Origin of the sequence: Bacillus sp. FSL R5-0585, assembly GCF_038004545.1 — a bacterium.
Lineage (GTDB): Bacteria > Bacillota > Bacilli > Bacillales > Bacillaceae_G > Bacillus_A > Bacillus_A cereus.
In genome coordinates this window covers 2,970,924-2,997,316 of sequence record NZ_JBBORJ010000001.1, presented here as the reverse complement: position 1 = coordinate 2,997,316, position 26,393 = coordinate 2,970,924, and the positions used below count along the sequence as shown (strand labels likewise).

Here is a 26,393-nt window from a genome sequence, read left to right as displayed (position 1 = left end):
TAGTATAATGGAATTTTTTCTGGACATTGAGAGGAAGAACGGAAAAAGAAAAAGCGCTGTAATTACAGCGCTTTTTCGTCTAAATTCTTTTCTACTTTTACTTCTACTTCTTTTGAGAAGAACCAACCACCAACTGCGATTCCGACTAATACAATCCAGAATGTAAGCTTCCACGGAGTGGATTCTGGGAATGAATGTGGTATTACATTTAATGCAGGGTGTGCTAATGTATAAACTGCTAGCTTTACACCAACCCAACCTACAATTAAGAATGCTGCAGTTTCAAGTCCTGGTTTACGTTTTAAAATCTGTACGAAAGCAGTTGCTGCAAATCGCATAATGATTAATCCGATAAGTCCACCTACAAAGATAACAACGAATTGCCCAGTATCAAGACTACCAATTGTACCTAATCCTGTTTTTGGTAAAGTCATTGCTAGTGCAACAGCAGCTAAAATTGAATCAACTGCGAAGGCGATATCAGCGACCTCAACTTTAAATACAGTCCACCAAAAGTTCTCTTGTTTTTTCTTTGCTTCTTTTTCTTCTGTTTCTTCATCTGTATTCTTTTTAACATATGTTTTAAATAAGTGATTACCAGCGATAAACATAAGGTAGATGGCACCGATTGCTTGCACTTGCCATACATCGACTAAGAACGAAATCATAAATAACGATCCAAATCGGAAAACAAATGCCCCCGCTAATCCATAAAATAGTGCTTTCTTTCGTTTTTCTTCTGGTAAATGTTTTACCATAATTGCAAGAACAAGAGCGTTATCAGCCGCTAAAATCCCTTCAAGTGCAATTAGGATGAGTAATACCCAACCATACTCCAATAATAATGATACATCCATGTACATTCTCCTCTCATTTCTATAAGTTCTAAATAAGTGAAGAATTTCCCCACTATTTAGTTTCCCCATACTCCTGCCTATTAACTTTGGAAGAATCTGGAAATGAATACAAAAAAGACCTCTGCCGTTAATAGGCAAAGGTCTTGCTAGACATATGTAATAAAAAATGCCAACAAAGCCGGAAGAACTAAGTTCTACGTAATGACGACTTTGTTTCCAAGAAATATTCTTGGACGCTACTCCCCTTTGGAGATATGTTATTGTATTCTCATTATATGGATAATTTATACGGTTGTCAACCTGTTAAAATATCTTCATTCGGATATTTTATTTTCCGGTTCTTTTTACGAGCAAATGAAAAAGCCAATGTTAAAGGACCCATTTTCCCAAAAAACATCATAAAGATAATAATAGCTTTTCCGATTATAGTTAAGTGGGGTGTTAAATTCATACTGAGACCAACAGTCCCAAATGCTGAAAATACTTCGAAAGCACTCATCAATAGAGGAACTCGCTCAGTAATACTCAAAATTAAAATAGCAAAAAAGATAAATGAAATGGAAATAATAGTAATGGTTAATGATTTGACAATGAGAGTATCTTTAATGGATTTTTTAAATACGACAATATCCTCTTGTTGTTGTAAAAATTTAAATACGCCAAAAAATATGATTAAAAATGTTGTTAACTTAATCCCACCACCAGTTGAAGCGCTACCAGCACCAATAAACATAAGGAGCATCATTAATAGGAGGGAAGGTTTTGACAATGTAGAAATATCAACTGTATTAAACCCGGCAGTTCGCGTTGAAATTGCTTGAAAATAAGAGGCCAATCCTTCTTCAAATGGGGTAAAACCTCTCATAGAAAGGGAGTTATGGAACTCGAATATAAAAATAAAAAGGGTAGCAATAATGTTGACGATTAGAGTAGAAGAGAGCATAAGTGTTGAATGTAGTGTAAGGTTTTTAAAGTTTTTCTTTCTTTTTATGTCTACGATTACTGTAAAACCAATTCCACCTAAAATGATGAGAGAGGAAATGACGAGATTGACAAGAATACTATGAGAATGGGACATTAAATTATCGCTCCACACAGAAAAGCCAGCATTGTTAAAGGCTGAGATTGAATGGAAAAAACTATAATAGATCCCTTTCGTAACCCCGTATTTTGGTACCCATTCAAAAGAAAGAATTATAGTAGCGATACATTCGACTGTAAAAGAGAATAAAAATAATGCTTTGGCAAGACGGATGACGCCGCCGATATTCGTTTGGTTTAATGCTTGTTGCAGTAAAATCCGATTTTGAAGACCAATTTTTCTTCCAAGCATAATCGCAATTAAGACAGCAAAGCTCATAATGCCCAGTCCGCCTACTTGTATAAGTGTTAAAATGACACATTGGCCAAATAAGGTAAATACTTTCCCTGTGTCTACCACACCAAGCCCTGTAACCGTACAAGCAGAAACGGTTGTAAATAAAGCATCTAGCCATGAGATAGACGTTGTTGTAGCAATTGGCAACTTTAATAAGCATGTACCGATAAGTGATAACATAATAAAAGCCAATGTAAGAACACGGGGAGGACTCATGCGAATATTAATCCGTTTCATGTTACGTATCGTTCCTTTCAATTTGCTTTTACTAGTATGTGAAAAAGTACGATTATGTATGTTAAAAATAGAAAGAGGCAGAGAATATCTGCCCCTAAGCCATATGTTATATTATTATCCACGTAGTTGTTGTTGAGCTAAAGCAACAAGACGTTTTGTTACTTCACCGCCAACTGAACCGTTAGAACGAGATGCTGTATTAGATCCTAAGCTTACACCAAATTCTTGTGCAATTTCATATTTAAATTGTTCAAGCGCTTGTTCTGCACCTGGAACTAATAATTTGTTTGTTTTTACCATGTTGATACACATCCTTATGAGTAGTCCAGTTCAGCTAAGTTCTTATCTAAACTGGTAACGTTATTTTATGTGGAAACGACGTACTCATACGCGGAAGTAATCGGTGCGATTAGAAGTTCTTGGATAGAAAAAAGAGTAGCAAATTTGCTACTCTTTTTTTAGTATTGTCGCTGTTCCTTCCACGACAATATCATCTGATTGATTATATATGTTTGTTTGCAACGTAATGATTTTTTTATCGTCACGCTTCTTAATAACCTCTGCCACAACGCGAAGTGTATCACCGATTTTGACAGGGGCACGGAATGAAACATTTTGGGATAAATAAATCGTATTTTTGCCTGGGAGTTTCGTTCCAAGGATGGTAGAAATAAAACTCGAAACGAGCATTCCGTGAGCAATACGTTCTTTAAACATTGTCGTTTTTGCAAAAGAATCTAAAATGTGAATAGGATTCACATCTCCAGTCAATTTTGCAAAATTAATAACATCTTCATCTGTAATTGTTTTTGTAAGGGATGCTTGATCACCGACTTGAATCTCATCATAGCGAAGCTCCGGAACAGTTTGTGCTTCTTGAAATGGATTCATTTTGTCCTCCTTCTTTTCCATATCGAAAAATGTTAGCCATCTTGATGTAGTAGGAGGAAGAAAGAGTTTTGTTTGTGCTGCGGTTAGCTCCCACATTTTTCTTACTTGATGGAAGTAAATAGATTTTTTGAGTTTTCCTCGAACTTTTTTGCGAGTTCCAACTGTTTTGACTTGAACTCTTCCAAAAAACCCTCTAACTGTTTTTGAGCCTCTTCACGTTGTAATTGTTGTTGCTCAATAAATTGTTTTGTTGTTTCTTCAAATTGACCGCTTGTTTGTGTAAGAATTGACAAAGAAGTTTTTGTAGGAGAAACGGTAAGCTGATGCATATGAGCAGAAAGTTCCTTCCACTTGTCTTGCCACTCGTTAATTTGATCATTTAAGGAGTTTCCAGTTAATTGTTTCACGTAATCTGTGTATTGGTTATTGAACTGAGCAGTGAGTTGTTGTAGTTCTTTTTCTAGTTCATCTACTCCTGATGTTAATTTATGCAAAGCGTCTTGTTGTTGTTTTAATGTTTCTAAAGTAAGTTGCTCTAACTGTTTTCCAGCTGAAGAGAAAAGGGAAAGTGATTGAGACCAGTTTTTCCAAAATGCATCGACTAATTCGTATGGTTTAGTTTCCATTGTTTGACCCCCAAATGTTTTTTTGCATATTGTGAACGCAGATTACTCTGCTGTACCACCAGGTGAAGATGAAGAATCCTTTTCATCCTTTTCTGGAGAAGTAGAAAATGGAAAGAATGCATTGGTGTATAACGTGAAAAACGTTCGCAACATATTTTGATAATGTTCAAAAGAAGTCGCACAGGTTGTTAAATATTGCTCTCCATATTCAGTTAAAGAATAAATTCTTTTTGCCGGCCCTCCATCGCTTGTATCCCAAGTAGAAGAAATAAGGTTTTCTTTTTCTAATTTGCGTAGTGTTCTATAAACATTACCTTGGTCAACAGAAGAAAAGCCGATATCCATTAGCATTTGAATAAGTTTGTAACCATGAAGACTCCAGTCTTTTAGACAGAGAAGTAAGAAGGGAACTAAGAAGTTTTTTGGCATGGAGTTTGGTTGTTTCGCTTGGTTCTTCTCCAAACTTTCGCGTTGTTCTGGTTCATTTTGTAGCATGATTGTGCATCACCTCATGAATCAGTTAGATGGAATTTTTTGCTTATAAGTGCAATTTACACCTATCTGTTTTTAAAGTCAACACATTTGTTAGAAAATAGAAAAAAATAAAATATAGACTTGAAGTTTTATTCAGAATATTAGAAAATAGTGAATAGGTTGAATTGTTTCAAAAACGAAAAAGGGAGTGTAGGTAAAGTGATTGATCAAAAATTCGATCCACTACAAGCATGGAAAAATGCTTATGAACAAACCGAAACATTTTGGGGAAAAGCGCTCAATGAAACAATTAAAACAGAAGAATATTCAGCTTGGATGGGCAGCGTTCTAGATTTGAATTTGTTTTATCAAAAAGCATTAAATGATACGACAAAAAACTATTTAGAACAAGTAAATGTGCCGACGAAAGAGGATATCGCAAGAGTGGCTACGCTTGTTATTAACTTAGAAAATAAAGTAGATAACATTGAGGAGTTTCTAGAGGAGAAAGTAGATTCTTTAGGACAAGCCCCTACATTAAAGCGTGATGTGACGAAAGTGAAACAAGATATTCGTACGCTTGAAACAAAAGTAGATCGAATTGTAGAATTGCTAGAAAAGCAAAATGCAGTACTAGCTAAACTACAAGTACCTGTAAAAGAAGAGGTAAAGCCTACGAATAAACCAGAAAATAAAAAATGATAAAAGCGCTTGTTTATAACAGGTAAAAGAGAGCGGGAGAATCTCTTTTCACGTATAAACAGCGAAACATAATTATATATGGACTCTATAGTATGAGTACCAAAATGATTCATAACAATCGTTCACAAATTCATTTAAGGGGGAAAAGAAATGGTTCAATTAAATGGAAAAGTAGCAATCGTAACAGGTGGAGCAAAAGGAATTGGAAAAGCAATTACAGTAGCATTAGCACAAGAGGGAGCGAAAGTAGTTATTAACTATAATAGCAGTAAAGAAGCAGCTGAAAATTTAGTAAATGAATTAGGAAAAGACGGACATGACGTTTATGCAGTGCAAGCGGATGTTTCTAAAGTAGAAGATGCAAACCGACTTGTAGAAGAAGCTGTGAATCATTTTGGTAAAGTTGATATTCTTGTTAATAATGCTGGTATTACAAGAGATCGTACATTCAAAAAATTAAATCGTGAAGATTGGGAGCGCGTAATTGACGTGAATTTAAGCAGCGTATTTAATACGACAAGCGCGGTGCTTCCATACATAACGGAAGCGGAAGAAGGAAGAATTATTAGCATTTCTTCTATTATTGGTCAAGCAGGTGGATTTGGCCAAACAAACTACTCAGCAGCAAAAGCGGGTATGTTAGGATTTACAAAATCATTAGCATTAGAACTTGCAAAAACAAATGTCACTGTAAACGCTATCTGCCCAGGATTTATTGATACTGAAATGGTAGCAGAAGTACCAGAAGAAGTACGTCAAAAAATTGTTGCAAAAATCCCGAAAAAACGTTTTGGTCAAGCTGATGAAATTGCAAAAGGTGTAGTATACCTATGCCGTGATGGTGCGTATATCACAGGTCAACAATTAAACATTAACGGCGGATTATATATGTAATGAAGTAAGAAAAAAGTGCATATCCATAGCAGGAATGCACTTCTTTTTTTAAGAAGGAAATCGACCAAAAAGGAGATAAAAAAATGACTACATTCGCAACAGAATGGGAAAAGCAATTAGAGCTATACCCAGAAGAGTACCGAAAAGCGTACCGCCGAGTGAAAAGGGCGAGTGAAATTTTATTACGTGAACCAGAGCCGCAAGTCGGATTAACGCCGAAAGAGGTTATTTGGACGAAGAATAAGACGAAGCTTTATCGCTACATTCCAAAACAAGAAAAAACACAAAGAGTTCCAATTCTGTTAATATATGCTCTTATTAATAAACCATATATTATGGATTTAACTCCTGGAAATAGTTTAGTGGAATATCTAGTGGATCGTGGTTTTGATGTATATATGCTTGATTGGGGCACATTTGGTTTAGAAGATAGTCATTTGAAATTTGATGATTTCGTGTTTGATTATATTGCAAAAGCAGTAAAAAAAGTAATGCGAACTGCAAAATCGGACGAGATTTCTTTACTTGGTTATTGCATGGGTGGAACGCTAACTTCTATTTATGCAGCGCTTCATCCGCACATGCCAATTCGTAATTTAATTTTCATGACAAGTCCTTTTGATTTCTCTGAAACAGGATTGTATGGTCCTTTATTAGATGAGAAATACTTCAATTTAGATAAAGCGGTTGATACATTTGGAAATATTCCTCCAGAAATGATTGATTTCGGAAACAAAATGTTAAAGCCAATTACGAACTTTGTTGGTCCATATGTTGCTCTAGTAGATCGTTCAGAGAATGAACGCTTCGTCGAAAGCTGGAGATTGGTTCAAAAGTGGGTTGGTGATGGTATTCCGTTCCCAGGTGAATCATACAGACAGTGGATTCGTGATTTTTATCAAAATAATAAATTGGTTAAGGGTGAACTCGTTATTCGCGGACAAAAGGTAGATCTTGCAAATATTAAGGCGAATGTCTTAAATATTTCCGGGAAACGTGATCATATCGCTTTGCCATGTCAAGTAGAAGCATTACTAGACCATATTTCTAGCACAGATAAACAATATGTATGTTTACCAACAGGGCATATGTCTATCGTTTACGGTGGAACAGCTGTAAAACAAACATATCCGACGATTGGAAATTGGCTTGAAGAGCGTTCTAATTAAAAATAAAAAATCCAACTAGCCTATGCTAGTTGGATTTTTTTATGAAAAATAACAAAACATAGAAAGGAGAAATTTATATTTTAGGAGTATAATTATGAAACTTATGACAGGTAAGTTGTTTTGGAATACAGGAGTTTCAGTACCTTGTTATCCACCGTTAGGAAATGATATGATATGTGATGTGCTTGTAGTCGGAAGTGGCGAAGCAGGTGCCCATATAGCGTATTCTTTAGCGAAAATAGGTATGAGTGTAATGCTTATTGAAAAAAGAGAAATTGCATGTGGTAGTACATTTGCAAATGTAGGTGTATTACAGTTTCTTCATGATAAATCGTTAACCTCACTTATCCATACATTTGGTGAAGAAAAAGGGGTACGAGCATATAAACTGTGTTACGAAGCGTTACGGACAATGGAGAAAGTGGTACCTACTCTCGATATTGATCCCTATTTTATTCCGAGAAGTAGTTTATATTATGCAAGTAAAAGTGAGGATGTCTCATTTTTACAAGAGGAGTACAATACGTTACAGAATTATGGATTTCCTGTTGAGTATTTTACAGAATCTGATATTAAGAAACGTTATCCTTTCATAAAACAAGCGGCATTATATACACACGGTGATGCCGAGGTGAATCCGTATTTATTAGCGCACAGTCTTTTGCATAAAGCAAATCAAATGGGAGCTAATATATATGAACATACAGAGGCAATACATATAAAAAAACGCAAAAATGATTTAATTTGTTACACGAAAACAGGAAATCAAATTGTAGCAAAGAATATTATTATGGCGACAGGTTATGAAGCGCTTTTTGGAAAGAAAGAAAGAAAAAATACAACAGTAGACACCTCTTATGCAATTGTAACAAATGAAATATATCAGTTTGAAGGCTGGCATGAGCGATCGTTAATTTGGGAAACGGCACGGCCCTACTTATATTTTCGAACGTATCGAAACCGCATTATTGTAGGCGGATTAGATGAAGCGCTGCAAATTCAAACAATTGGTGATACGAAATTATTGCATAAGCGTGATATCCTTATTAATATTGTAAAAGAGATGTTCCCGCAGTATAAAAATATACAGGCAGACTACTATTGGGTAGCCGCGTTTGGTGGTACTCATGATGGTCTCCCCATTTTAAAAGAAGACGAAAAGATACATAATTTGTTTTACGCATTGCCGTATGGAGGTAATGGAACTGTATATGGAATGGTCTTTGCCAAATTATTTGAGCAGTTATTTACAAATAAAGAAAGTAAAGATTTTTCTTTATTTAATCGATAGAAAAAAGGTAGCGAAGTGATGGAATGAGAGATATAAAAAAGTTTTTACAAAAATTACGTCCTGTACAACTCATCGTTTTGTTTTATTTGTTAGCAGTAGTTGTATCGGTGATATTGCTTAGTTTACCGTTTGTTACGAAGCCTGGTGTGAAATGGACATTTATAGATGCGCTTTTTACATCGGTTAGTGCGGTAAGCGTTACGGGACTGTCTGTTATTACGATTTCAGATACGTTTACTACAGCAGGAATTATTGTTTTAGCCCTTATTCTACAATTAGGTGGCTTAGGAATTATGGCGCTTGGTACATTTGTTTGGATCATTACGGGGAAAAAGATTGGTTTGCAAAGAAGAAGATTAATTATGGCAGACCATAATCAAGGGAATTTATCGGGTCTTGTAGAATTGATGCGTTCTATTTTGATTGTAATTATTTCAATAGAACTTATTGGAGCAATCCTATTAGGTACAAGATTTTTACTTTACTTTCCGACTTGGAAAGAAGCTTATTTTCACGGTTTCTTTGCAGCTGTTAGTGCGACTACGAACGGCGGATTTGATTTAACAGGACAATCATTAATTCCTTATAAAAAAGATTATATTGTTCAAATGATTCATATGTTACTAATTATTTTAGGAGCGATTGGTTTCCCTGTGCTAATGGAAGTGAAACAATTCCTTAGTAAAAGGAGACAACAATTATTCCGTTTTTCATTATTTACAAAATTGACGACAACAACATTTTTTGCACTCGTTGTTGTTGGTACAATTATGATTTTTTTACTGGAGAGAAATCATTTTTTAGTAGGAAAGTCATGGCATGAAACTGTATTTTATACATTATTCCAATCTGTGACGACGCGAAGTGGTGGACTTGCTACGATGGATATACGTGAATTGTCACAACCGACGCTTTTATTTATGAGTATATTAATGTTTATAGGGGCATCTCCAAGTTCGGTTGGGGGCGGAATACGTACAACAACATTTGCTGTTAGTATATTGTCACTATACACCTTCGCAAGGGGCGGTAGAACAGTTAGAGTCTTCAAACGTCAGCTACATGAAGAGGATGTGCTGAAAGCATCTGTCGTTATGACGATGGGGATTTTGTTATGTGCTACTGCGCTATTCATTTTATCTATTACGGAAAATGTACCGCTTATGAGCTTAATTGTTGAAGTTTGTTCTGCTTTCGGAACGACGGGACTATCAACAGGTGTTACGCCTGATTTAACAACTGTTGGGAAACTTGTACTTATTGTGCTTATGTTTATCGGACGCGTTGGTATTTTAACATTTATACTAGCTAGTGGTGGAAGGGAACAACCACCTCGCTATAAATACCCGAAAGAGCGGATTATTATTGGATAGTATGAAACCATTCTACCTATGTTAGGTAGAATGGTTTTTTAGTCGTTAATGCCAAATTGTGGATGCATAAAAGCTTCATTTTTATTATCCACTTCGTTTTTTAGTAACTCTTGATTTTCTTCTGAAATCCACCCAATATCATTTGTAGGATGGATCCACTCATCGCCAGCCATAATGGCAGGATCTACTTCATCACTCCAATTGTTAAGCGGACTGTTCTCGGAATTATATTGACTGTCTCCAATTACAACATCATATTGATTCACAAAAGGTTGTTGCATCGTTCTTCCTGTTCCTTTAAAAGATGGAAAATTCATTTGATGCGGGAGCGTTTCGTCTAAAATTGGTGATTGAATCTTTTCTTTTTTCTTCAAAATTATCGCTCCTTTTTATAATGATTTCTTCATATGTAGTATTTCCATCTAACGCCTCTTATGTACTTGTTAACACTTGCCAGTAATAATTATTTTAGCTTGCTTCAAACTAGAGTAGAAAGTGATTTCTTGAGAGCAGGTGAATGTATTGGTAAAAAGAAAAGTGAAACAAAATGCGGCAATCAATAATAATAAAACTCCGAAAGAAAGCTTACCAGATGCAGAATTTGCATTAGAGTATGAAGGAGAAAATAGCGCAAAGTATGCTAATCGTAATTCAAAAAAAGGTAAACAAAAATGAGGCGTTTTTTACAAACGCCTCATTTTTTTGTGGGATTATAAAGGTTTTTTTAATTATTTGTAAATTTAGTGTTTTCTATTAGCAGAAAAATGCGAAAAAACATAGAAGTAGCAACGTATTACACAAAAACAAACAACAAACAAAAGATTAATGTTGGTTTAATACTGCTTTTACACTAGTTGTTTATATTTGAGTTGTACATAAGATTTGTAAAAGGAGAGAGAAACAGTGAAAAAAACAATCTTTAAAGCTGTAGCGACTGGAATGGTATTTTCGTTATTAATGGGTTGTGGTGCAAAGAAGGAAGAAAGTGCTGGAGCGAAAGTGAAAGATGACAAATTATCTGGATCATTAACTGTTTACACAGCGATTGAAGAAGAGCTTGTACCAATTTATCTTGATTCCTTTAAAAAGAAATATCCTGATGTGAAATTGAACATTGTACGTGATTCAACAGGAGTTATTACTGCGAAATTGCTAGCTGAAGGAAAAAATACACAAGCAGATGTTGTATGGGGAACTGCGGCATCAAGTCTATTAGCTTTAGATAAAAAAGATATGTTAAAAGGGTACTCTCCAAAAGGAGCGGACCGCGTTCTTTCGCAATTTAAAGATGACAAACAACCTGAAAAATGGGTAGGAAATACTGCATTTATGACGGGGATTGCTATAAATAAAGAAGAATTAAAGAAGAAAAATTTACCGATGCCAGAATCATACGAAGACTTAACGAAACCAGAATATAAAGGAACGCTTGTTATGCCACATCCGGCTTCTTCTGGAACAGGATTTTTAACAGTTTCTGCATGGCTACAAATTATGGGTGAAGATAAAGGCTGGGATTACATGAAGAAACTTCATGATAATATGGCAACTTATACGCATTCAGGCTCAAAACCAGCGAAATTAGCAGGTGCAGGTGAATATCCAGTTGGCGTATCGATGGTTTATAGTGCTTTAAAAGAGAAACAAAAAGGTGCACCAGTTGAAGTTGTATTGCCGAAAGAAGGATTAGGTTGGGAAGTAGAAGCGAACGCACTTATTAAAAAAGATAATGCAAAAAATGAAAAATTAGCGCAAGCATTTTTAGATTGGGCAATTACTGATGATGTAATGAAGTTATACTTCGAGAAAAATGGATTTGCGACAATTAAAAATGATTATAAACTTCCAGATGGATTCCCGAAAGATGTGACGGAAAAATTATATAAAAAGAATGACTTTAAGTGGGCAGCAGAAAATCGTGACAAAATTTTAGAAAAATGGGAAAAAGAGTTTGGCCAAAAAGCAGAACCGAAAAAGTAAGTGAGTGGGAGAGAGAAAAAATGAGCGAATATTTATCAATTCAACACATTCAAAAACAGTTTGATGCATTTACAGCGTTAAAGGATATTTCTTTTACTGTGAAAAAAAATGAGTTTGTATGTTTATTAGGCCCAAGTGGCTGTGGGAAAACAACATTGCTTCGAATTTTAGCAGGGCTAGAAGAGGCGACAACAGGTAGTATAGCTGTGAATGGAAAAGATATTACAGCATTACCTCCTGGAAAGAGGAATTTCGGAATGGTGTTTCAATCATATGCATTATTTCCGAATTTAACAGCACTTGAAAACATTGAATACGGCTTAAAGACAAAAAAGTATGGAAAAGCAGAAGTAAAAGAGAAGGCGCTATCGGCGTTAGAACTAGTTGATTTACTGAATGTAAAAGATAAATATCCTGCTCAAATGTCTGGTGGACAACAGCAGCGAGTAGCACTTGCACGTGCGCTCGCTCTGTCTCCGGATATTTTGTTACTCGATGAGCCGTTATCTGCTTTAGATGCAAAAGTACGTGAAAAGTTACGTAGAGAAATGCGTGATTTGCAAGAGAAAATAGGAGTAACGACGATTATGGTCACGCATGATCAAGAAGAGGCATTAACGATGGCTGATAAAATTGTTGTGATGAATCATGCGGAAATTATGCAGATTGGCACACCAGAGGAGATTTACCAAAGACCAGCAAATCCGTTTGTGGCAGATTTTATTGGTTCTATTAATTTCTTTTCAAAAAATAATGAAGAACATGCAATTCGTCCGGAGCATGTAACAGTCGTACAAAATAATGGCATTAAAACAATGGTAGAAAGCATGGAGTTTCGTGGGTCTGTATACCGGACAGAAGTGAGAGTTATAGATGAGAAAACACACCTATATAATGAGAAAATCGTTGTAGATATATTGGCATCAGAAGTAGAAAAAACAGCCATTAGGAAAGGGAAGCCAATTCAAATCTCTTTCTCAGAAAATCATATGTTGTCATATGGAAAGAAGGTTGTTGTATAGATGGAGATGTTAGAAGATTTAAAGGTAGAAAATACGGAAAAAAAGATTAAGAGACGTATCGGTAAAGAAGAGTGGGTACAACGACTATTAATTATTGGTATGATTTTTGCCTTTTTGATTATGCTTGTATTGCCGCTATTACAACTATTTACACAAGCTTTTTATGATAAAGATGGAGCTTTCATTGGTGTTGCGAATTTCAGTAAATATTTCACAACACCAACGCTAGTTCAATCATTACAAAATACGGTATGGGTTTCGGGTGCGACAACAATTATTGCAGTAACACTGGCTTTCGCTTACGCCTATGCGATCGCTCGTACGAATGTGTTTGGAAAGCGTGTATTTCAGTATGTAGCGTTATTACCATTGTTCGCACCAACGATGATGCACGGTATAGCACTTACATATTTATTTGGTAATCAAGGGCTAGTAACGAAAGGAATGTTTGGTTTATTTGAAGGTATACAAATCCCTTTATATGGCCCAGTAGGAATTGTAATAGCTGAAGTTATGTATACATTTCCGCAAGCCTTTCTTATATTGCTAATTGCCTTCCAAGGATCTGATTATCGTTTATATGAAGCTTCTAATATGTTAGGGGCGAGTAAAACAAAGCAATTTTTCACGGTTACTTTACCTAGTGTAAAGTACGGATTAATTAGTGCAATGTTTGTTGTGTTTACACTTAGTTTTACTGATTTTGGGGCACCAAAAATTGTTGGTGGTCAATATAATGTGCTTGCTACTGACGTATACAAACAAGTAATTGGACAGCAAAATATGCCGATGGGTGCAACTGTCGGAATGATTTTATTAATCCCAGCTATATTCGCATTTGTAGTTGATCGTATTACGCAAAGAAAGCAGGCAAATTTCTTATCTTCAAAAGCAGTACCATACAGAATAATAGCTAATAAGAAAAGAGATGTCATCTCATTCATATATTGTAGTGTGATTACACTTATGATCATTCTATTATTTGTTGCAGTTGGTATTGCTGCAAGTGTGAAAGTATGGCCATATAATATGAGTTTTACATTTGAGCATTTTAATTTTTCGAGTTTAACAGGAGATGGACTTGAAGCATTTAAAAATAGCGTAATTGTTTCAGCAGTTACAGCAGTTATTGGGGCGATTTTAACATTTGTATTCGCATATGCAATTGAGAAAATAGACCAGCTACAATTTTTCAGAAAAACAGGTTACTTTTTCTCTATCGTTCCTTTAGCGATACCAGGTTTAGTACTCGGATTAGGATATGTCTTTTTCTTTAGTCAACCAACGATTCAAATTCTGGGACTATCCGTAACGAATCCGTTTCATTCTTTATACGGAACAATTGCTGTGTTAGTACTAGTAAATATCATTCATTTTTATTCTGTAACATTTGTCACGGCAACGACGGCCTTAAAGAAATTAGACCGAGAGTTTGAGCTTGTTTCGCAGTCGATGGGTATTCCGTTTTATAAAACATTCTTCCGAGTAACAGTACCAATGTGTTTACCAGCAATTTTAGAAATGGTAATGTACTACTTCGTAAATTCAATGGTAACTGTATCGGCAGTTGTATTCCTATATGCAGCTGATTTTAAACTAGCTGCCGTATCAATCGTAAATATGGATGATGCAGGAAATGTAGCGCCAGCAGCTGCAATGAGTGTACTTATTGTTGTTACAAATATTGTAGTGAGAGTTGTATATGAACGGGGAACGAAAGCACTTCGTAACCGAACTTCACAATGGCAAAAAAGATAAGTAAGAAAGGTGATGGACAGAATGAAAATTGAAGCAGTTATTTTTGATTGGGCAGGTACGACGGTTGATTACGGATGTTTTGCACCACTAGAAGTATTCATGAAGATTTTTCAAAAACGCGGCGTTGAAATTACAGCAGAAGAAGCACGTAAGCCAATGGGATTATTAAAAATAGATCATGTAAGGGCACTAACAGAAATGCCTCGTATTGCGGATGAGTGGAAGCGTGTCTTCGGTCAATTACCAACAGAAGCAGACATTTATGAGATGTATGAAGAGTTTGAAGAAATTCTCTTTTCTATTTTACCAAGTTATGCTACGCCGATTGATGGGGTAAAAGAAGTAATCGCTTCTTTACGTGAGAGAGGCATTAAAATCGGTTCAACAACGGGCTATACGAGAGAAATGATGGAAATTGTAGCAAAGGAAGCAGCGTTACAAGGATATAAACCTGATTTTCTTGTTACGCCCGATGATGTTCCAGCAGGCCGTCCATATCCATGGATGTGCTATAAAAATGCAATGGAACTTGGTGTGTATCCGATGAACCATATGATAAAAGTAGGGGACACAGTATCAGATATGAAAGAAGGTAGAAATGCTGGAATGTGGACAGTTGGTGTAATTCTTGGAAGTAGTGAGCTCGGTTTAACGGAAGAGGAAGTGGAGAGTATGGATTCGGTAGAGCTTCGTGAAAAAATTGAAATAGTTCGTAATCGGTTTGTTGAAAATGGGGCTCATTTTACGATTGAAACGATGCAGGAGCTCGAAAACGTAATGGAACATATCGAGAAACAAGAACTTATTATTTCATAAAAGGGGCACGGGATCATGAATGAAAATCACTACTTATTATTAACACCAGGACCATTAACGACAACAAAATCAGTAAAAGAAGTTATGCTATACGATTGGTGTACGTGGGATGATGAATATAATACGATGGTGCAAGAAGTAAGAGCTAAACTTGTATCGTTAGCGACGAAGGAGGAAGAGAAATATACAACAGTGTTAATGCAAGGAAGCGGTACGTTTTCAGTTGAAGCAGTAATTGGTTCTGTTATTCCGGGAAATGGGAAGCTCCTCGTTTGTACAAATGGTGCGTACGGTAAGCGCATTGTGCAAATGGCAGAGATGTTACAGATTGATGTAGTGATCAGTCAAACAGAAGAGTGGGAACCTACTAATATTGTAGAAGTAGAAAAGTTATTGCAAGAAGATAAAGAGATTACACATATTGCAGTTGTTCATTGTGAAACGACGACAGGAATTATAAATCCAATTGTAGATGTATGTAAATTAGGACAACAGTATGGAAAGATTACAATTGTTGATGCGATGAGTAGTTTCGGCGGGATTGAAATAGACATTGCTGATTTACAAATTGATTTTTTAATTAGTAGTGCGAATAAGTGTATTCAAGGGGTTCCTGGATTCGGATTTGTAATCGCAAAACGTGATGAATTATTGAAGTGTAAAGGGCAAGGACGCTCTTTATCTCTTGATTTATATGATCAATGGGAAACGATGGAAAAACAAAATGGGAAATGGCGTTTTACTTCACCTACACATGTTGTACATGCTTTTTATCAAGCACTACTTGAACTAGAAAAAGAGGGAGGAGTAAGAGCGCGTTACAATCGATATTACAACAATCAAAAACTACTAGTAAATAGAATGGGAGAAATCGGATTTAAGCCACTAGTAGATGAGGAATATCAATCTCCTATTATTACATCTTTCATTTATCCAAAAGAGGGGTTTGTGTTTCAACAGTTATATAACGAATTAAAGCGTTATGGATTTGTTATTTACCCTGGAAAAATTTCGAAAGTAGATACGTTTCGCATTGGAAATATCGGTGATGTACATGAAGAAGATATTAATCGCTTAGTTGATAGTATTGCTAAAGGAGCTGTTATTGGGTGAAAGTATTTTGCTTAGGTGGAGCAGGTAAAATTTGTCGCGAAGCTATTTTAGATTTAGTTCAATTTTCATCTTTTGAGACGATTACTGTAGCTGATTTTAACGAGGTAGAGGGCCGTAAAGTAGTAGAATGGCTCAACGACCCTCGTGTTGATTTTGTAAAAGTAGATGTAACGAATCACGAGGATACGGTTGCAAAAATGATTGGTTATGACATTGTAATGGACGGTACGACGATAAAGCTAAACGGATTGTCGACTCGCTGTATTGCAGAAGCAGGCTGTCACGGTGTGAACTTAAATGGATTTGGTGAAGAAAATGAATCGCATGCTATATTTGTTCAAAATGAAAAAACATGTTTACCTGGATTTGGCATGACGCCAGGTGTAACGCAAATGATGGCAATGCATGCAGCAAATCAACTGGATACTGTAGAGTCCGTCCGTGTAAGTCACGGTTCGTATCGTCCGATTGCTTTTTCTGCTTCAATTACAGAGACAACGACATATGAATATGATCCACATTTACCATCGCGTATAGTGTATGAAGATGGTGAATTTAAGCAAGTACTTCCGTTTGCGCGTCCGAGAGAAATAGAATTGCCAGCGCCTTATGGTAAGGCAACGCAGTATATCATTCCGCATTCTGAAACGATTACGTTAGCAAAGGCACTAGAAAATAAAGGTGTCAAACTGATAGAGACGAGAGGAACTTGGCCAAAGCAAAATATGCAACTTGTACGTGCTTTATATGATTACGGCATATTGCGTAATGATCAGATTGAAATAAACGGGAAAGAAATAGGAATTATGGATTGTATTTCGCAGTATTTATTACAATCGAAAGAAGGACAAGAAACAGAGCTTTATGGATATGCACTTCATGTAGAAGTAATAGGTATGAAAAATAATGAGAAGCAAAGACATGTGTTATATCATACACACCCGTTATCTGATGGTTCTGTTGTAGGATGGGAAAAATTAAGAGCGTATACGAGAAACGTCGGTATTCCATTTGGGATTGCTGCAGAGTTAATTGCAAATGGAAATGTAAATAGGGTGGGTGTTGTTACGCCTGAAGAAGCCTTTGAAAATCCACAATTGATTTTTGATGAGCTAGCAAAGCGTGGTATTCATATTCATGAAGAAGTTGCTACTTACAAAGAAAATTATAACTTTGTATAAGTAAGGAAGTTTATGAGGGAGATATAAATGGGGTGAAGCTATGTCTGTAGTAGGAGAAGAAAGAAAGCGAACCATTCTTGAAAAGGTAGAATTTAAAGGGAAAGTAAAGGTTTCAGAATTAGCGAGAGAATTTGCTGTATCAACAGAAACGATTCGTCGATATTTAGAAGAATTAGATCGTGAAAAGAAGCTGAAAAAAGTGTATGGTGGAGCTGTTCAACTTCCAGGCGCTGGAGTAGAGGCACCAATGTTAGAAAGAGAAATGCTACATATAGAAGAGAAGAAAAGAATTGGTTATAAAGCAGCGACATTTGTAGAAGATGGTGATGTCATTGTAATTGATGATGGAAGTACACCGCTTCAAATGGTTCCATACCTTGTTCATCGTAAAAACTTAACAATTGTAACAAGTTCATTTCCAGTCGCAACACAATTAATTTCTTCTATTAATAAAAAGATGTTTCACGGTGAAGTTTTATTTATAGGTGGAAAAGTATCTCCAAAGCATTCGCGTGTATCAGGTTCTATTTCTCAGCAAGTCATACAGCAATTCCATTTTCATAAAGCGTTCGTTTCAATTGATGGGTTATTACCTAGTTTTGGAGTTTCCAGCTTTGAATTAGAAAAAGCGAAATTGTCAGAGGCGATGATGAAATTAGCTGAGAAAACATATATTTTATGTGATTATACGAAGGTAGGCGTGAAAGGGAATTATCGTATAGCAGCAATTTCGCGTATTCAACACGTAATTTGTGATAAAAAAATGCCATATAGCTTTGAAGAAGAACTTATGAAGCATAATATTCAGTGGACAGTTTGTTAAATACAGTGAAAGCACATAAACTCCCGCCTAATTTTTAGGAAGGAGTTTTATTGTCTGCAAATCGTAAAATAAAAGATTTGCATTTATGCAAAAAGTGGACACATTTTCTCACCTCTTTCATATAATTTACCAATACAAAAAAAGTTGGTCGAAGGAAAGAAGGGAGAACATGTCAGAACGAATATATAATAAACTTGTATTGTACGCGAATATTTTGCAAAAAATCGGTGTCATCAATGAGAAGGAAAAAAGTGAAATTCTTCATACGATAGGTAAAAAAGCCCTTTGAATAAAGGGCTTTTTTATTTTTATCTTTAAAAATATAAATTTAATGTAATATTCTCATTGACAATGATAATGATATTCATTATCATTTATTTGTGAGTAATTGATAAGTATTATCAATTAAGAAAATTATATATGATAGGGGATATTATTTTGAAAAAAAATTATATGAAGGCGCTAGTAGTAGCGACAACATTAGCAATTCCATTTGCTACGTACTCTACTCCAGCATTAGCGGCATTAAAAGTTGAAGCAAATCAATCGGTAGCAGCAGCGAGTGATCGCACGTATGATACTGAGATTAAAATATATAAGGACCAAAAAGACGAGCCATCTATGGTTTCTCAATATATAAAAGATCCTAAAGTAACGATTGCAGCTGGCAAAAAAGTTGTCACTGTAACAATGCAAGATAGCGATTATTTTCAATATCTTAGAATAGAAGATAAAAACCAGCCTGGTGTATTTCATGATGTGAAGGTTTTGTCAGAAGATAAGAGGAAGAATGGAACGAAGGTAGTTCAATTTGAAATTGGCGAGTTTGAGAAGAAGCACAATATGCAGATGCATATACTTATTCCAGCTATTGGATATGATCACAAATATCAAGTTCAATTTGAAATTAAAGATCCAACTGTAGGTAACAAAGAAACAGAGAAACCAGATGATAACTCTAATTCAGGAAATACGGAAACGGATAATCCAGTTGATAATCAAAATATGATAACAGATAACAAATTAAGAGAGCTTGTTAATAAAAAAGTATTTAATAGAAAAGATTTAAATACACCAATTACGAAAGAAGATTTATTACAAGTAAAGGATTTGTTTTTAAATACAAATGAGATACTTGATTATAGTGCATTAAAATATATGCCAAATTTAAAATCTTTAACAGTTGCGAATGCGAAGATAAAGGATCCGTCGTTCTTTGCGAACTTAAAACAATTAAATCATTTAGCTTTGCGTGGTAATGAATTTGCAGATGTAACGCCACTTGTTAAGATGGATAATTTAGAATCCCTTGATTTAAGTAATAATAAAATTACAAACGTTGCACCACTAACTGAAATGAAAAATGTAAAAAGTTTATTTTTATCAGGCAACCAAATAGAAGATGTAACAGCATTAGCGAAAATGGAACAACTAGATTACTTGAATTTAGCAAATAATAAAATTACGAACGTTGCTCCATTAAGCAATTTGAAAAATGTAACATACTTAACTTTAGCAGGTAATCAAATTGAAGATATTAAACCGCTTTATACGTTACCGTTAAAAGATTTAGTATTAACACGTAATAAAGTGAAAGATTTATCAGGCATTGATCAATTGAATCAATTACAAGAGCTATGGATAGGGAAAAATGAAATAACAGATGTTACTCCTCTAAGTAAGATGACACAGTTGAAAATTTTAAACTTACCCAACAACGAGTTAAAAGATATTACTCCATTATCAAGTTTAGTAAACTTACAAAAGCTTGATTTAGAAGCGAATTATATTTCAGACTTATCACCAGTTAGTAATTTAAAAAAATTAGTATTTCTAAGTTTTGTTGCAAATGAAATTCGTGATGTCCGACCAGTTATAGAACTAAGTAAGACGGCTTATATTAATGTCCAAAATCAAAAAGTATTTTTAGAGGAAACAGAAGTAAATAAAGAAGTAAAAGTACCTATATATGAAAAAGATGGTGAGATTTCTACGAAAATCCGTCTGAAGAGCGATAATGGTACGTATAGTAATGGTGTAGTGAAATGGAGTACACCAGGTGAGAAAGTATATGAATTTGGTGTGAAAGATCCATTCGCGGATACAGGAATCTTTTTTACAGGATCTGTTATTCAAAATGTAGTAGAAAGTAAAGACGGTAATACATCTAAAGAAGATGAGAAAACAGAAGTGGTAGAATTTAAAGATGTACCAAAGGGACATTGGTCAGAAGAAGCAATTAATTACTTAGCGAAAGAAAAATTATTTATAGGCTATGGAAATGGTGAATTTGGATTTGGTGATAACATTACTCGTGGACAAGTAGCACTTCTAATACAAAGGTATTTAAAATTAGAAAATAATCTAGAACAAAAAACGGCATTTACAGATACGAAAGGAAATATGTATGAATCGGCTATTGATGCAGTGGTTCAAGCTGGAATTATGACAGGCTATGGAAATGGTATGTTCCGTCCGGATGGAGTATTAACTCGATATGAAATGTCAGTAGTACTACAAAGAGTATTTCAGTTAAAAGAAAATGAAAATAGTGCAGAGAATTTTAAAGATGTACCAAATGGCCATTGGGCGAAAGGATATGTGAAAGCTTTAGTGGATAATAAAATATCAAAAGGCGACGGGGAAGGGAATTTTTTAGGAGATAATTTCGTAACACGTGAACAATACGCACAGTTTTTGTATAATGCAATAAAGAAATAAAGTGAAACTTTATTCAGTGGGGGTTTTGTTCATTCCCCACTGATTAGTAGCCCTCACCAATCGGGCTGCCCGTTAATGCGGAATAAAAAATGAGGAAAATACGCTATTCTTTAATTAAAGAATAGCGTATTTTTATGTGCAAAATGAAATAGGAAATAGATAGGAGTATAGACATATGAATAGCCTATTTTAAAGAAGAACCACGAAACTATATTGACAAAAAAGCGTTCTCATGTGATAATTCAATTAAATTTTTAGAATAATCAAAAAATATTCCTTTTACATAGAAAGGATTCGAACCTTATATGAATATTATGCCGGGGGTGACGAAATGTTATTTTTTCTGAAGAAATGGAATGAATTAAAAGATGTGAAATCTGAATTGGCACTTCGTGATTGGTTTTATGGTACCAAAATTAGCTTATCGCTATGTACGTCAAAAGAGCCGTTAACATTTTTAGTAAATGTTGAGGGAAGAGATAAAGGGCTATTTTCGGAAGAAGATTTTATTGTCGTAAATTGCATGTGCGAGTCAGTATTTGAAAATGAAGAAAAACCAGCTGCAGAGTCATTTATGCATGCGGATATTTATAAAAAAAGTAGTGCAGGATGTATTTTACAAGTGCAGACTGTAGATAGTCATTTAATATCAGAGTTATATGGGGAAGAAGGAGAAGTAACGTTCGATAAACGCAGTGTGGAGCGTGTTTTCGGAAAAGAAGGTATAACAGAAATGACAATTCCAATTGTAGAAGATGAAAAAAAATTCGCTGATTTATTAGAAAGCAATGTTCCGAATTTCATTGAAGGTGGAGGAGTAGTTCTTGTTCATAATTACGGCATGATTGTGTGGGGAAAAACGCCAGAAGAAGCGAAAAAATGGCTAGAGGGTATAGAATATTTAATGAACTATCATGTAAAGTTATTAATGATTAAGGGTGCAAGGAGCTCTGTTATATAAAAATGGATGTGATATGGATACAAGTTAACAAACAAATGAAAGCGTTTTAAAAATAATTTCACTCATAAAATATAGGTCTCCTTATTATATATAGATTACATGTTGACATGTAAGGAGGAACATATTTTGCGAGTTAAATATCATTTTCTGCCAAAGCAGCAAGTAACATTTTGCAAGATAAATGATTCTGGTGAAGAGGCACTGCAAATGATGAACGAAACGGGATTTCGAGCCATCCCGGTATTAGCAGAAGATGAGAAGAAATTCATGGGGATTATTTATAAAGTAGATTTATTAGAAAAAAAATGCAATAGCGGATTAGAGCATGTAAGTGCAGGAGATATGCTCGACGATTCCAATGCATTTATTTTTGAAAAGGATTCCTTCTTCAGAGCTTTTTATGTAATTCGTCGGCTTCCGTTTTTAGCCGTGCTAAATGATTATAATGAATTTGTCGGTATGTTAACGCATTCGAATATATTTGATGTTATTGAAGATTCATTTGGTATGCGAACAGGTGGTTATATATTAACAATTGCAACACAAGATTGTAAGGGAACGATTAAAGAGCTTGGGACATTGTTAAAAGCATATAATATTGGTGGCCTATTTACGCTAGATAACGGTGATCAATATATCCGCCGCGTCATTGTAAATATATCAGATGAGTTAGATGAAACAAAATTAAAGCAATTAATCGGAAAAATAGAGAAAAAAGGATTCAGAGTGAGTCACGTAGATTATATTTAAGTTAAAAAGAAAAGTACCTATCTATTATATATAGATAGGTACTTTTTTGTCCCACTATTTGTGGGTAGTAAAATCCACGCCTCAAAATTTGGTGAAAGCAAAGAAGTTAGGTGGGCGGGTGTTCCCCGTAAAAGCCTAATTGGTGAGGGCTGATTAAAGTTTCACTTTATGTGAGTAATGAACTTTATTTTGAAACAGGAGGCGGGGATAATGCTAGATCAGATAAGAAAATAAAGTCTGCGTGCTCACGAATTTTAGGAATAGAAGTTTCAATAACGCGTGATGTAATTTCACCTGGAGGGCCCACATGCCCGATAGCTACCATAATAGGTTTTTCTTGAATTTTTTTGATGAGTAATTGGGCTTGTTTTGAAATATGTCCTGCTGTATACACATCATCAAAAAATAGTTGGTTTTCAATAATAGGAACTCCTAATTCTTTTCCGATTTTTGGGACGACACTATTAGGATTCGTTTTACTATCTAAGTAAAATAAACCGTGTTTTTTACAAGCAGCAAGTATAAGGCGAACAATTCTTTCATCCGCTGTTACTTTTGACCCCATATGATTGTTCATTCCAATTGCATGCGGTACTTCTTGAATCGCTTGTTCAAGTCGGTTGTTTATTTCTTCATCGCTTAAATCAGTTGTAATTGCTTTCGGCCCAAGCCATTCTTTTTTACCTTTTATAGGTTCCATTGGCATATGTATAATAACTTCATGGCCTTTCTTATGGGCAGCTATTGCATCTTCTTTTGTGGAAGGAAGAAAAGGCATAACAGCAACAGTGAGTGGAATGGGAAGTGATAACATTTGATTAGTCCCCTTCATATTATTTCCGAAATCATCAATGACAATAGCAACTTTATTCGTATGAGCATTTGCTTGAATAGGAAATAAGAAGGACGGTAAAAACAAAATAATGATGAATAATGCAATCGTATATTTTCGCATATAAATATTTCCTTTCTATTGTTATCCCGCTATTTGTGGGGAGTAAGACTCCCACCTCAACATTGGGCTGGATAGGTGGGAGATTCACTGCCTACCCGATTGGTGAATGCTAATAATCAGTGGGGGCTGAACAAAAAACACTGATTAAAGTTTCACTTTATCAATCATCATTATGTTTTGCTTTTTTATATAAATTAAACAAAAAATGTCGAAGAAAAGTAGGTGGAAAATTAAGAATCCCTGGTTTACGTAGCATTTATAAAAAAACAAGATGAAAAAAATGTCTATTATTGCGAATGTATTTACAAAGATAGAATAATTTGTAATAATTCTCAAAGTGAGGGTAAAGATTTGTAAATTACAGGGAGAAAATGTTAAAATTTCTGATTCTTCAAATTTGCATATGATTAAGTAGTTAAAAAAGTCAATGGAGAAGTGAAGTTAAGAGCATGGAAGTATAATAAGGGGGATATGGATGTTTACTGTAAAAAGGAAGTACACATTAGAAAAGCTTTCACGTGATATTCATATGAAACGTGAAGAAATGATTCAACTAGGATTAACAAGTGGGCTAAATAGTAGGGAGACAATTCAAGTTAGTCAAGAATTGGACAAGCTTATTTTACAATATCAATGTTATAAAGAAAAACAAACACCGAAATGGTTTTCAATTATAAAAATACCTATTTTCCAAATCGGGTATGAAGGAAAATCAAATAATTTTTGGCGAATGCTTGTGGCTGGTTTTATGAAATAAGTATAATTACCCTTATAGGATAAGGATAATTATACTATGTGTAACGGAATTTCGATATGAACTGTCGTTCCTTCGTTTTCTGTACTGTCAATAAAAATATGCCCATTATACATCTCTACAATTCGTTTACATATGACAAGTCCAAGACCTGTTCCAGTATCTTTATTAGTAAAGAACGGATGAAAGAGGTGTTTTTGAATATGTTGCGGAATCCCTTTTCCAGTATCTGTAATCTGTAATTGTGCGTGTGTTTCATTGTTTTTTACTACAATGGTTAGTGTATCGCTAGAAGTCATGGCCTCAATTGCATTTTTTGTAATGTTTAAAACCACTTGTTTCATATGGTCTTTCGAACAACGGATATGAACAGGATGGTTTGGCAAATGTAAATGGAATACAATGTTATGTAAATTCGCCTCAGATTGAATAATTAATGCTACCTCATTTAGAATTTTTCTTACATCATACGTTTGTTCGATGATGGCGGTTGGCTTTCCGAGAATAAGAAATTCACTTACAATTTCATTGATTCGCTCTATTTCTTGTTCAATTACGGAAAAGTAGAACTGATCTTGCTCATCTTTATATTTCTCTTTTAATAGAGCGACGAGTCCTTTAATTCCAGTAAGAGGATTACGGATTTCGTGTGCTGTACTCGCTGCAAAAGTTCCAACTAATTCAATTTTTTGTAGTTCATTTTGTTGCCTTTCAAGTTTTGTTTGACGTTTTAACAACATATATTGAGCAAGTAAAAATAAAATAGACATTAAAAATAAAGTAGCTATACACTCTATTGCAACCCACTGGTATAAGGCTTTTTGATGAATAGGTAATGGAGAAACAGAGACCTTCCAATTTAATCTTTGGAGTGGGGTAGTAAGCATATTAGAATGCGTATCACTTGTGTCGTTATTATCATCGGTTAGAAAAACTACACCATGTTTATCAGTTACCTCAAAATGGTATTGTGGTTTAATGGCATTTAAAGAAGATGAAATGTAATCAAAGCGTAAACTAGCTAATAATAATCCTGAGAGCTCCTTCTGTTTATTAAATATGGGGGCAGCAATCATAATAGCTTTATGTCCAAGAACGCGATCAGTAATGACGGATGATACAGTGGTTTTTTTAGTTTGGAGCGCGTCTTGAATATATTTACGGTCCGAAACATCTATAGGCTTTGATTCATCTTCAGATGCAATTGTAATGACTCCTTCTGGTGTAGCGTAATATAGACCAGAAAAGCGTGCATCGTTTCCATCTGTATCATGTACAATTTGTTTAATGCCATTTATATTACCAGTCTCGGTGCCTACAACTTTTGCAAGCATGTCTAAAGCAGAAATTGCTTCACCAAGATGATGATCCAAATAATCTCTATATAAAAAGAGAACTGTATGAGCAGATAATTTGTTTTCCTGTTTCATTTTATATGTATGATACGAATAAAATGTAGCACCAATCCCTATTGTCGGTAGGATAACAAGCAATATATATACAATTATGCTTTGGAATTTGACTTTCAAATGTGGTACTCCTTCTTTTTTTATTATCATTATATATAAACTATGTTAAAATTGTCATGTTTTTATTCAAGAATGATCCTTAATATATTAGGGGAGAGGAAATGGATGAGTGAATGCTCATTCGGAATTCACAGGAAG

General features: G+C 34.9%; 26 protein-coding genes and 1 riboswitch. Of the genes, 17 read left to right on the top strand and 9 right to left on the bottom strand.

Features of this window, described 5'->3' with window-relative positions; all coding sequences use genetic code 11:
* Positions 1-62 precede the first annotated feature (62 nt).
* From MKY38_RS15415 to phaQ, 6 genes are all read right to left on the bottom strand, one after another.
* A complete protein-coding gene (locus tag MKY38_RS15415; protein ID WP_000383326.1) occupies positions 63-857 on the bottom strand; it encodes a TerC family protein in 795 nt (264 codons plus the stop codon).
* 82 nt (positions 858-939) lie between these two features.
* Positions 940-1,114: riboswitch (yybP-ykoY riboswitch) on the bottom strand.
* A gap of 38 nt (positions 1,115-1,152) precedes the next feature.
* On the bottom strand, positions 1,153-2,472 hold the full coding sequence (locus MKY38_RS15410) for a TrkH family potassium uptake protein (RefSeq protein WP_070179971.1): 1,320 nt from the start codon (positions 2,470-2,472) through the stop codon (positions 1,153-1,155).
* 114 nt (positions 2,473-2,586) lie between these two features.
* Positions 2,587-2,772: an alpha/beta-type small acid-soluble spore protein gene (locus tag MKY38_RS15405; protein WP_000241212.1), complete on the bottom strand. Its 186-nt coding sequence runs from the start codon at positions 2,770-2,772 to the stop codon at positions 2,587-2,589.
* A gap of 147 nt (positions 2,773-2,919) precedes the next feature.
* Positions 2,920-3,363 carry a MaoC family dehydratase gene (locus MKY38_RS15400; RefSeq protein WP_001067916.1) on the bottom strand — a complete coding sequence of 148 codons (444 nt, stop codon included), beginning with the start codon at positions 3,361-3,363 and terminating at the stop codon, positions 2,920-2,922.
* A 101-nt stretch (positions 3,364-3,464) separates the two neighbouring features.
* A complete protein-coding gene (gene phaP, locus MKY38_RS15395; RefSeq protein WP_000448594.1) occupies positions 3,465-3,989 on the bottom strand; it encodes a polyhydroxyalkanoic acid inclusion protein PhaP in 525 nt (174 codons plus the stop codon).
* A gap of 42 nt (positions 3,990-4,031) precedes the next feature.
* Positions 4,032-4,484, bottom strand: coding sequence for a poly-beta-hydroxybutyrate-responsive repressor (phaQ, locus tag MKY38_RS15390; RefSeq protein WP_000939953.1), 453 nt, complete (start codon positions 4,482-4,484; stop codon positions 4,032-4,034).
* Positions 4,485-4,682: 198 nt separating this feature from the next.
* Between phaQ and phaR the strand changes: the two genes are divergently transcribed.
* The 5 genes from phaR (at position 4,683) to MKY38_RS15365 (ending at position 9,892) form a co-directional block, all read left to right on the top strand.
* Complete coding sequence (gene phaR, locus MKY38_RS15385; protein ID WP_000566945.1) at positions 4,683-5,165, top strand: polyhydroxyalkanoic acid synthase subunit PhaR; 483 nt, start codon at positions 4,683-4,685, stop codon at positions 5,163-5,165.
* 150 nt (positions 5,166-5,315) lie between these two features.
* Entirely contained in the window at positions 5,316-6,059 is a 744-nt protein-coding gene (locus tag MKY38_RS15380) for an acetoacetyl-CoA reductase (protein WP_000250407.1), read from the top strand.
* 83 nt (positions 6,060-6,142) lie between these two features.
* Complete coding sequence (gene phaC, locus MKY38_RS15375; protein WP_000206336.1) at positions 6,143-7,228, top strand: class III poly(R)-hydroxyalkanoic acid synthase subunit PhaC; 1,086 nt, start codon at positions 6,143-6,145, stop codon at positions 7,226-7,228.
* 94 nt (positions 7,229-7,322) lie between these two features.
* The gene (locus tag MKY38_RS15370) at positions 7,323-8,519 is read left to right on the top strand and encodes an NAD(P)/FAD-dependent oxidoreductase (protein ID WP_078439326.1); all 1,197 of its coding nucleotides are present in this window, start codon (positions 7,323-7,325) and stop codon (positions 8,517-8,519) included.
* Positions 8,520-8,542: 23 nt separating this feature from the next.
* On the top strand, positions 8,543-9,892 hold the full coding sequence (locus MKY38_RS15365; RefSeq protein WP_001204705.1) for a TrkH family potassium uptake protein: 1,350 nt from the start codon (positions 8,543-8,545) through the stop codon (positions 9,890-9,892).
* A 38-nt stretch (positions 9,893-9,930) separates the two neighbouring features.
* Here the strand turns inward: MKY38_RS15365 and MKY38_RS15360 are convergent, their stop codons facing one another.
* Complete coding sequence (locus MKY38_RS15360) at positions 9,931-10,266, bottom strand: DUF3905 domain-containing protein (RefSeq protein WP_065223912.1); 336 nt, start codon at positions 10,264-10,266, stop codon at positions 9,931-9,933.
* 148 nt (positions 10,267-10,414) lie between these two features.
* Here MKY38_RS15360 and MKY38_RS15355 point away from each other — a divergent pair, with 148 nt between their 5' ends.
* The 11 genes from MKY38_RS15355 (at position 10,415) to cbpA (ending at position 23,017) form a co-directional block, all read left to right on the top strand.
* Positions 10,415-10,567 carry a hypothetical protein gene (locus MKY38_RS15355; protein ID WP_000240799.1) on the top strand — a complete coding sequence of 51 codons (153 nt, stop codon included), beginning with the start codon at positions 10,415-10,417 and terminating at the stop codon, positions 10,565-10,567.
* A gap of 228 nt (positions 10,568-10,795) precedes the next feature.
* The gene (locus MKY38_RS15350; protein ID WP_063535928.1) at positions 10,796-11,872 is read left to right on the top strand and encodes a putative 2-aminoethylphosphonate ABC transporter substrate-binding protein; all 1,077 of its coding nucleotides are present in this window, start codon (positions 10,796-10,798) and stop codon (positions 11,870-11,872) included.
* Positions 11,873-11,892: 20 nt separating this feature from the next.
* A complete protein-coding gene (locus tag MKY38_RS15345; RefSeq protein WP_063535929.1) occupies positions 11,893-12,894 on the top strand; it encodes a putative 2-aminoethylphosphonate ABC transporter ATP-binding protein in 1,002 nt (333 codons plus the stop codon).
* The gene (locus MKY38_RS15340) at positions 12,895-14,652 is read left to right on the top strand and encodes a putative 2-aminoethylphosphonate ABC transporter permease subunit (RefSeq protein WP_114555978.1); all 1,758 of its coding nucleotides are present in this window, start codon (positions 12,895-12,897) and stop codon (positions 14,650-14,652) included.
* Between the two features lie 21 nt (positions 14,653-14,673).
* Entirely contained in the window at positions 14,674-15,468 is a 795-nt protein-coding gene (gene phnX, locus MKY38_RS15335; RefSeq protein ID WP_065223914.1) for a phosphonoacetaldehyde hydrolase, read from the top strand.
* 15 nt (positions 15,469-15,483) lie between these two features.
* Positions 15,484-16,581, top strand: coding sequence for a 2-aminoethylphosphonate--pyruvate transaminase (gene phnW / locus MKY38_RS15330; protein ID WP_065223915.1), 1,098 nt, complete (start codon positions 15,484-15,486; stop codon positions 16,579-16,581).
* Entirely contained in the window at positions 16,578-17,762 is a 1,185-nt protein-coding gene (locus MKY38_RS15325) for a saccharopine dehydrogenase family protein (RefSeq protein WP_000862177.1), read from the top strand. The genes phnW and MKY38_RS15325 overlap by 4 nt, the downstream gene beginning before the upstream one ends.
* Positions 17,763-17,802: 40 nt before the next feature.
* Positions 17,803-18,585: a DeoR/GlpR family DNA-binding transcription regulator gene (locus MKY38_RS15320; protein ID WP_114555976.1), complete on the top strand. Its 783-nt coding sequence runs from the start codon at positions 17,803-17,805 to the stop codon at positions 18,583-18,585.
* 420 nt (positions 18,586-19,005) lie between these two features.
* Positions 19,006-21,306, top strand: a complete 2,301-nt coding sequence (locus MKY38_RS15315; protein WP_078384967.1) for an NEAT domain-containing leucine-rich repeat protein — start codon at positions 19,006-19,008, stop codon at positions 21,304-21,306.
* Positions 21,307-21,637: 331 nt separating this feature from the next.
* Complete coding sequence (locus tag MKY38_RS15310) at positions 21,638-22,267, top strand: class II aldolase/adducin family protein (protein ID WP_000896006.1); 630 nt, start codon at positions 21,638-21,640, stop codon at positions 22,265-22,267.
* Between the two features lie 126 nt (positions 22,268-22,393).
* Entirely contained in the window at positions 22,394-23,017 is a 624-nt protein-coding gene (cbpA, locus tag MKY38_RS15305) for a cyclic di-AMP binding protein CbpA (protein WP_065223918.1), read from the top strand.
* A gap of 184 nt (positions 23,018-23,201) precedes the next feature.
* Here the strand turns inward: cbpA and MKY38_RS15300 are convergent, their stop codons facing one another.
* Entirely contained in the window at positions 23,202-23,972 is a 771-nt protein-coding gene (locus MKY38_RS15300; RefSeq protein ID WP_065223919.1) for a divergent polysaccharide deacetylase family protein, read from the bottom strand.
* Between the two features lie 475 nt (positions 23,973-24,447).
* On the opposite strand from MKY38_RS15300, the gene MKY38_RS15295 reads away from it, so the two are divergent.
* Positions 24,448-24,729 (top strand): aspartyl-phosphate phosphatase Spo0E family protein, encoded by a 282-nt coding sequence (locus MKY38_RS15295; RefSeq protein ID WP_000495536.1) that lies wholly within the window; start codon positions 24,448-24,450, stop codon positions 24,727-24,729.
* A 29-nt stretch (positions 24,730-24,758) separates the two neighbouring features.
* Here MKY38_RS15295 and MKY38_RS15290 read toward each other — a convergent pair whose 3' ends face one another.
* The gene (locus tag MKY38_RS15290; RefSeq protein WP_065223920.1) at positions 24,759-26,255 is read right to left on the bottom strand and encodes a DUF3149 domain-containing protein; all 1,497 of its coding nucleotides are present in this window, start codon (positions 26,253-26,255) and stop codon (positions 24,759-24,761) included.
* Positions 26,256-26,393: the final 138 nt, after the last annotated feature.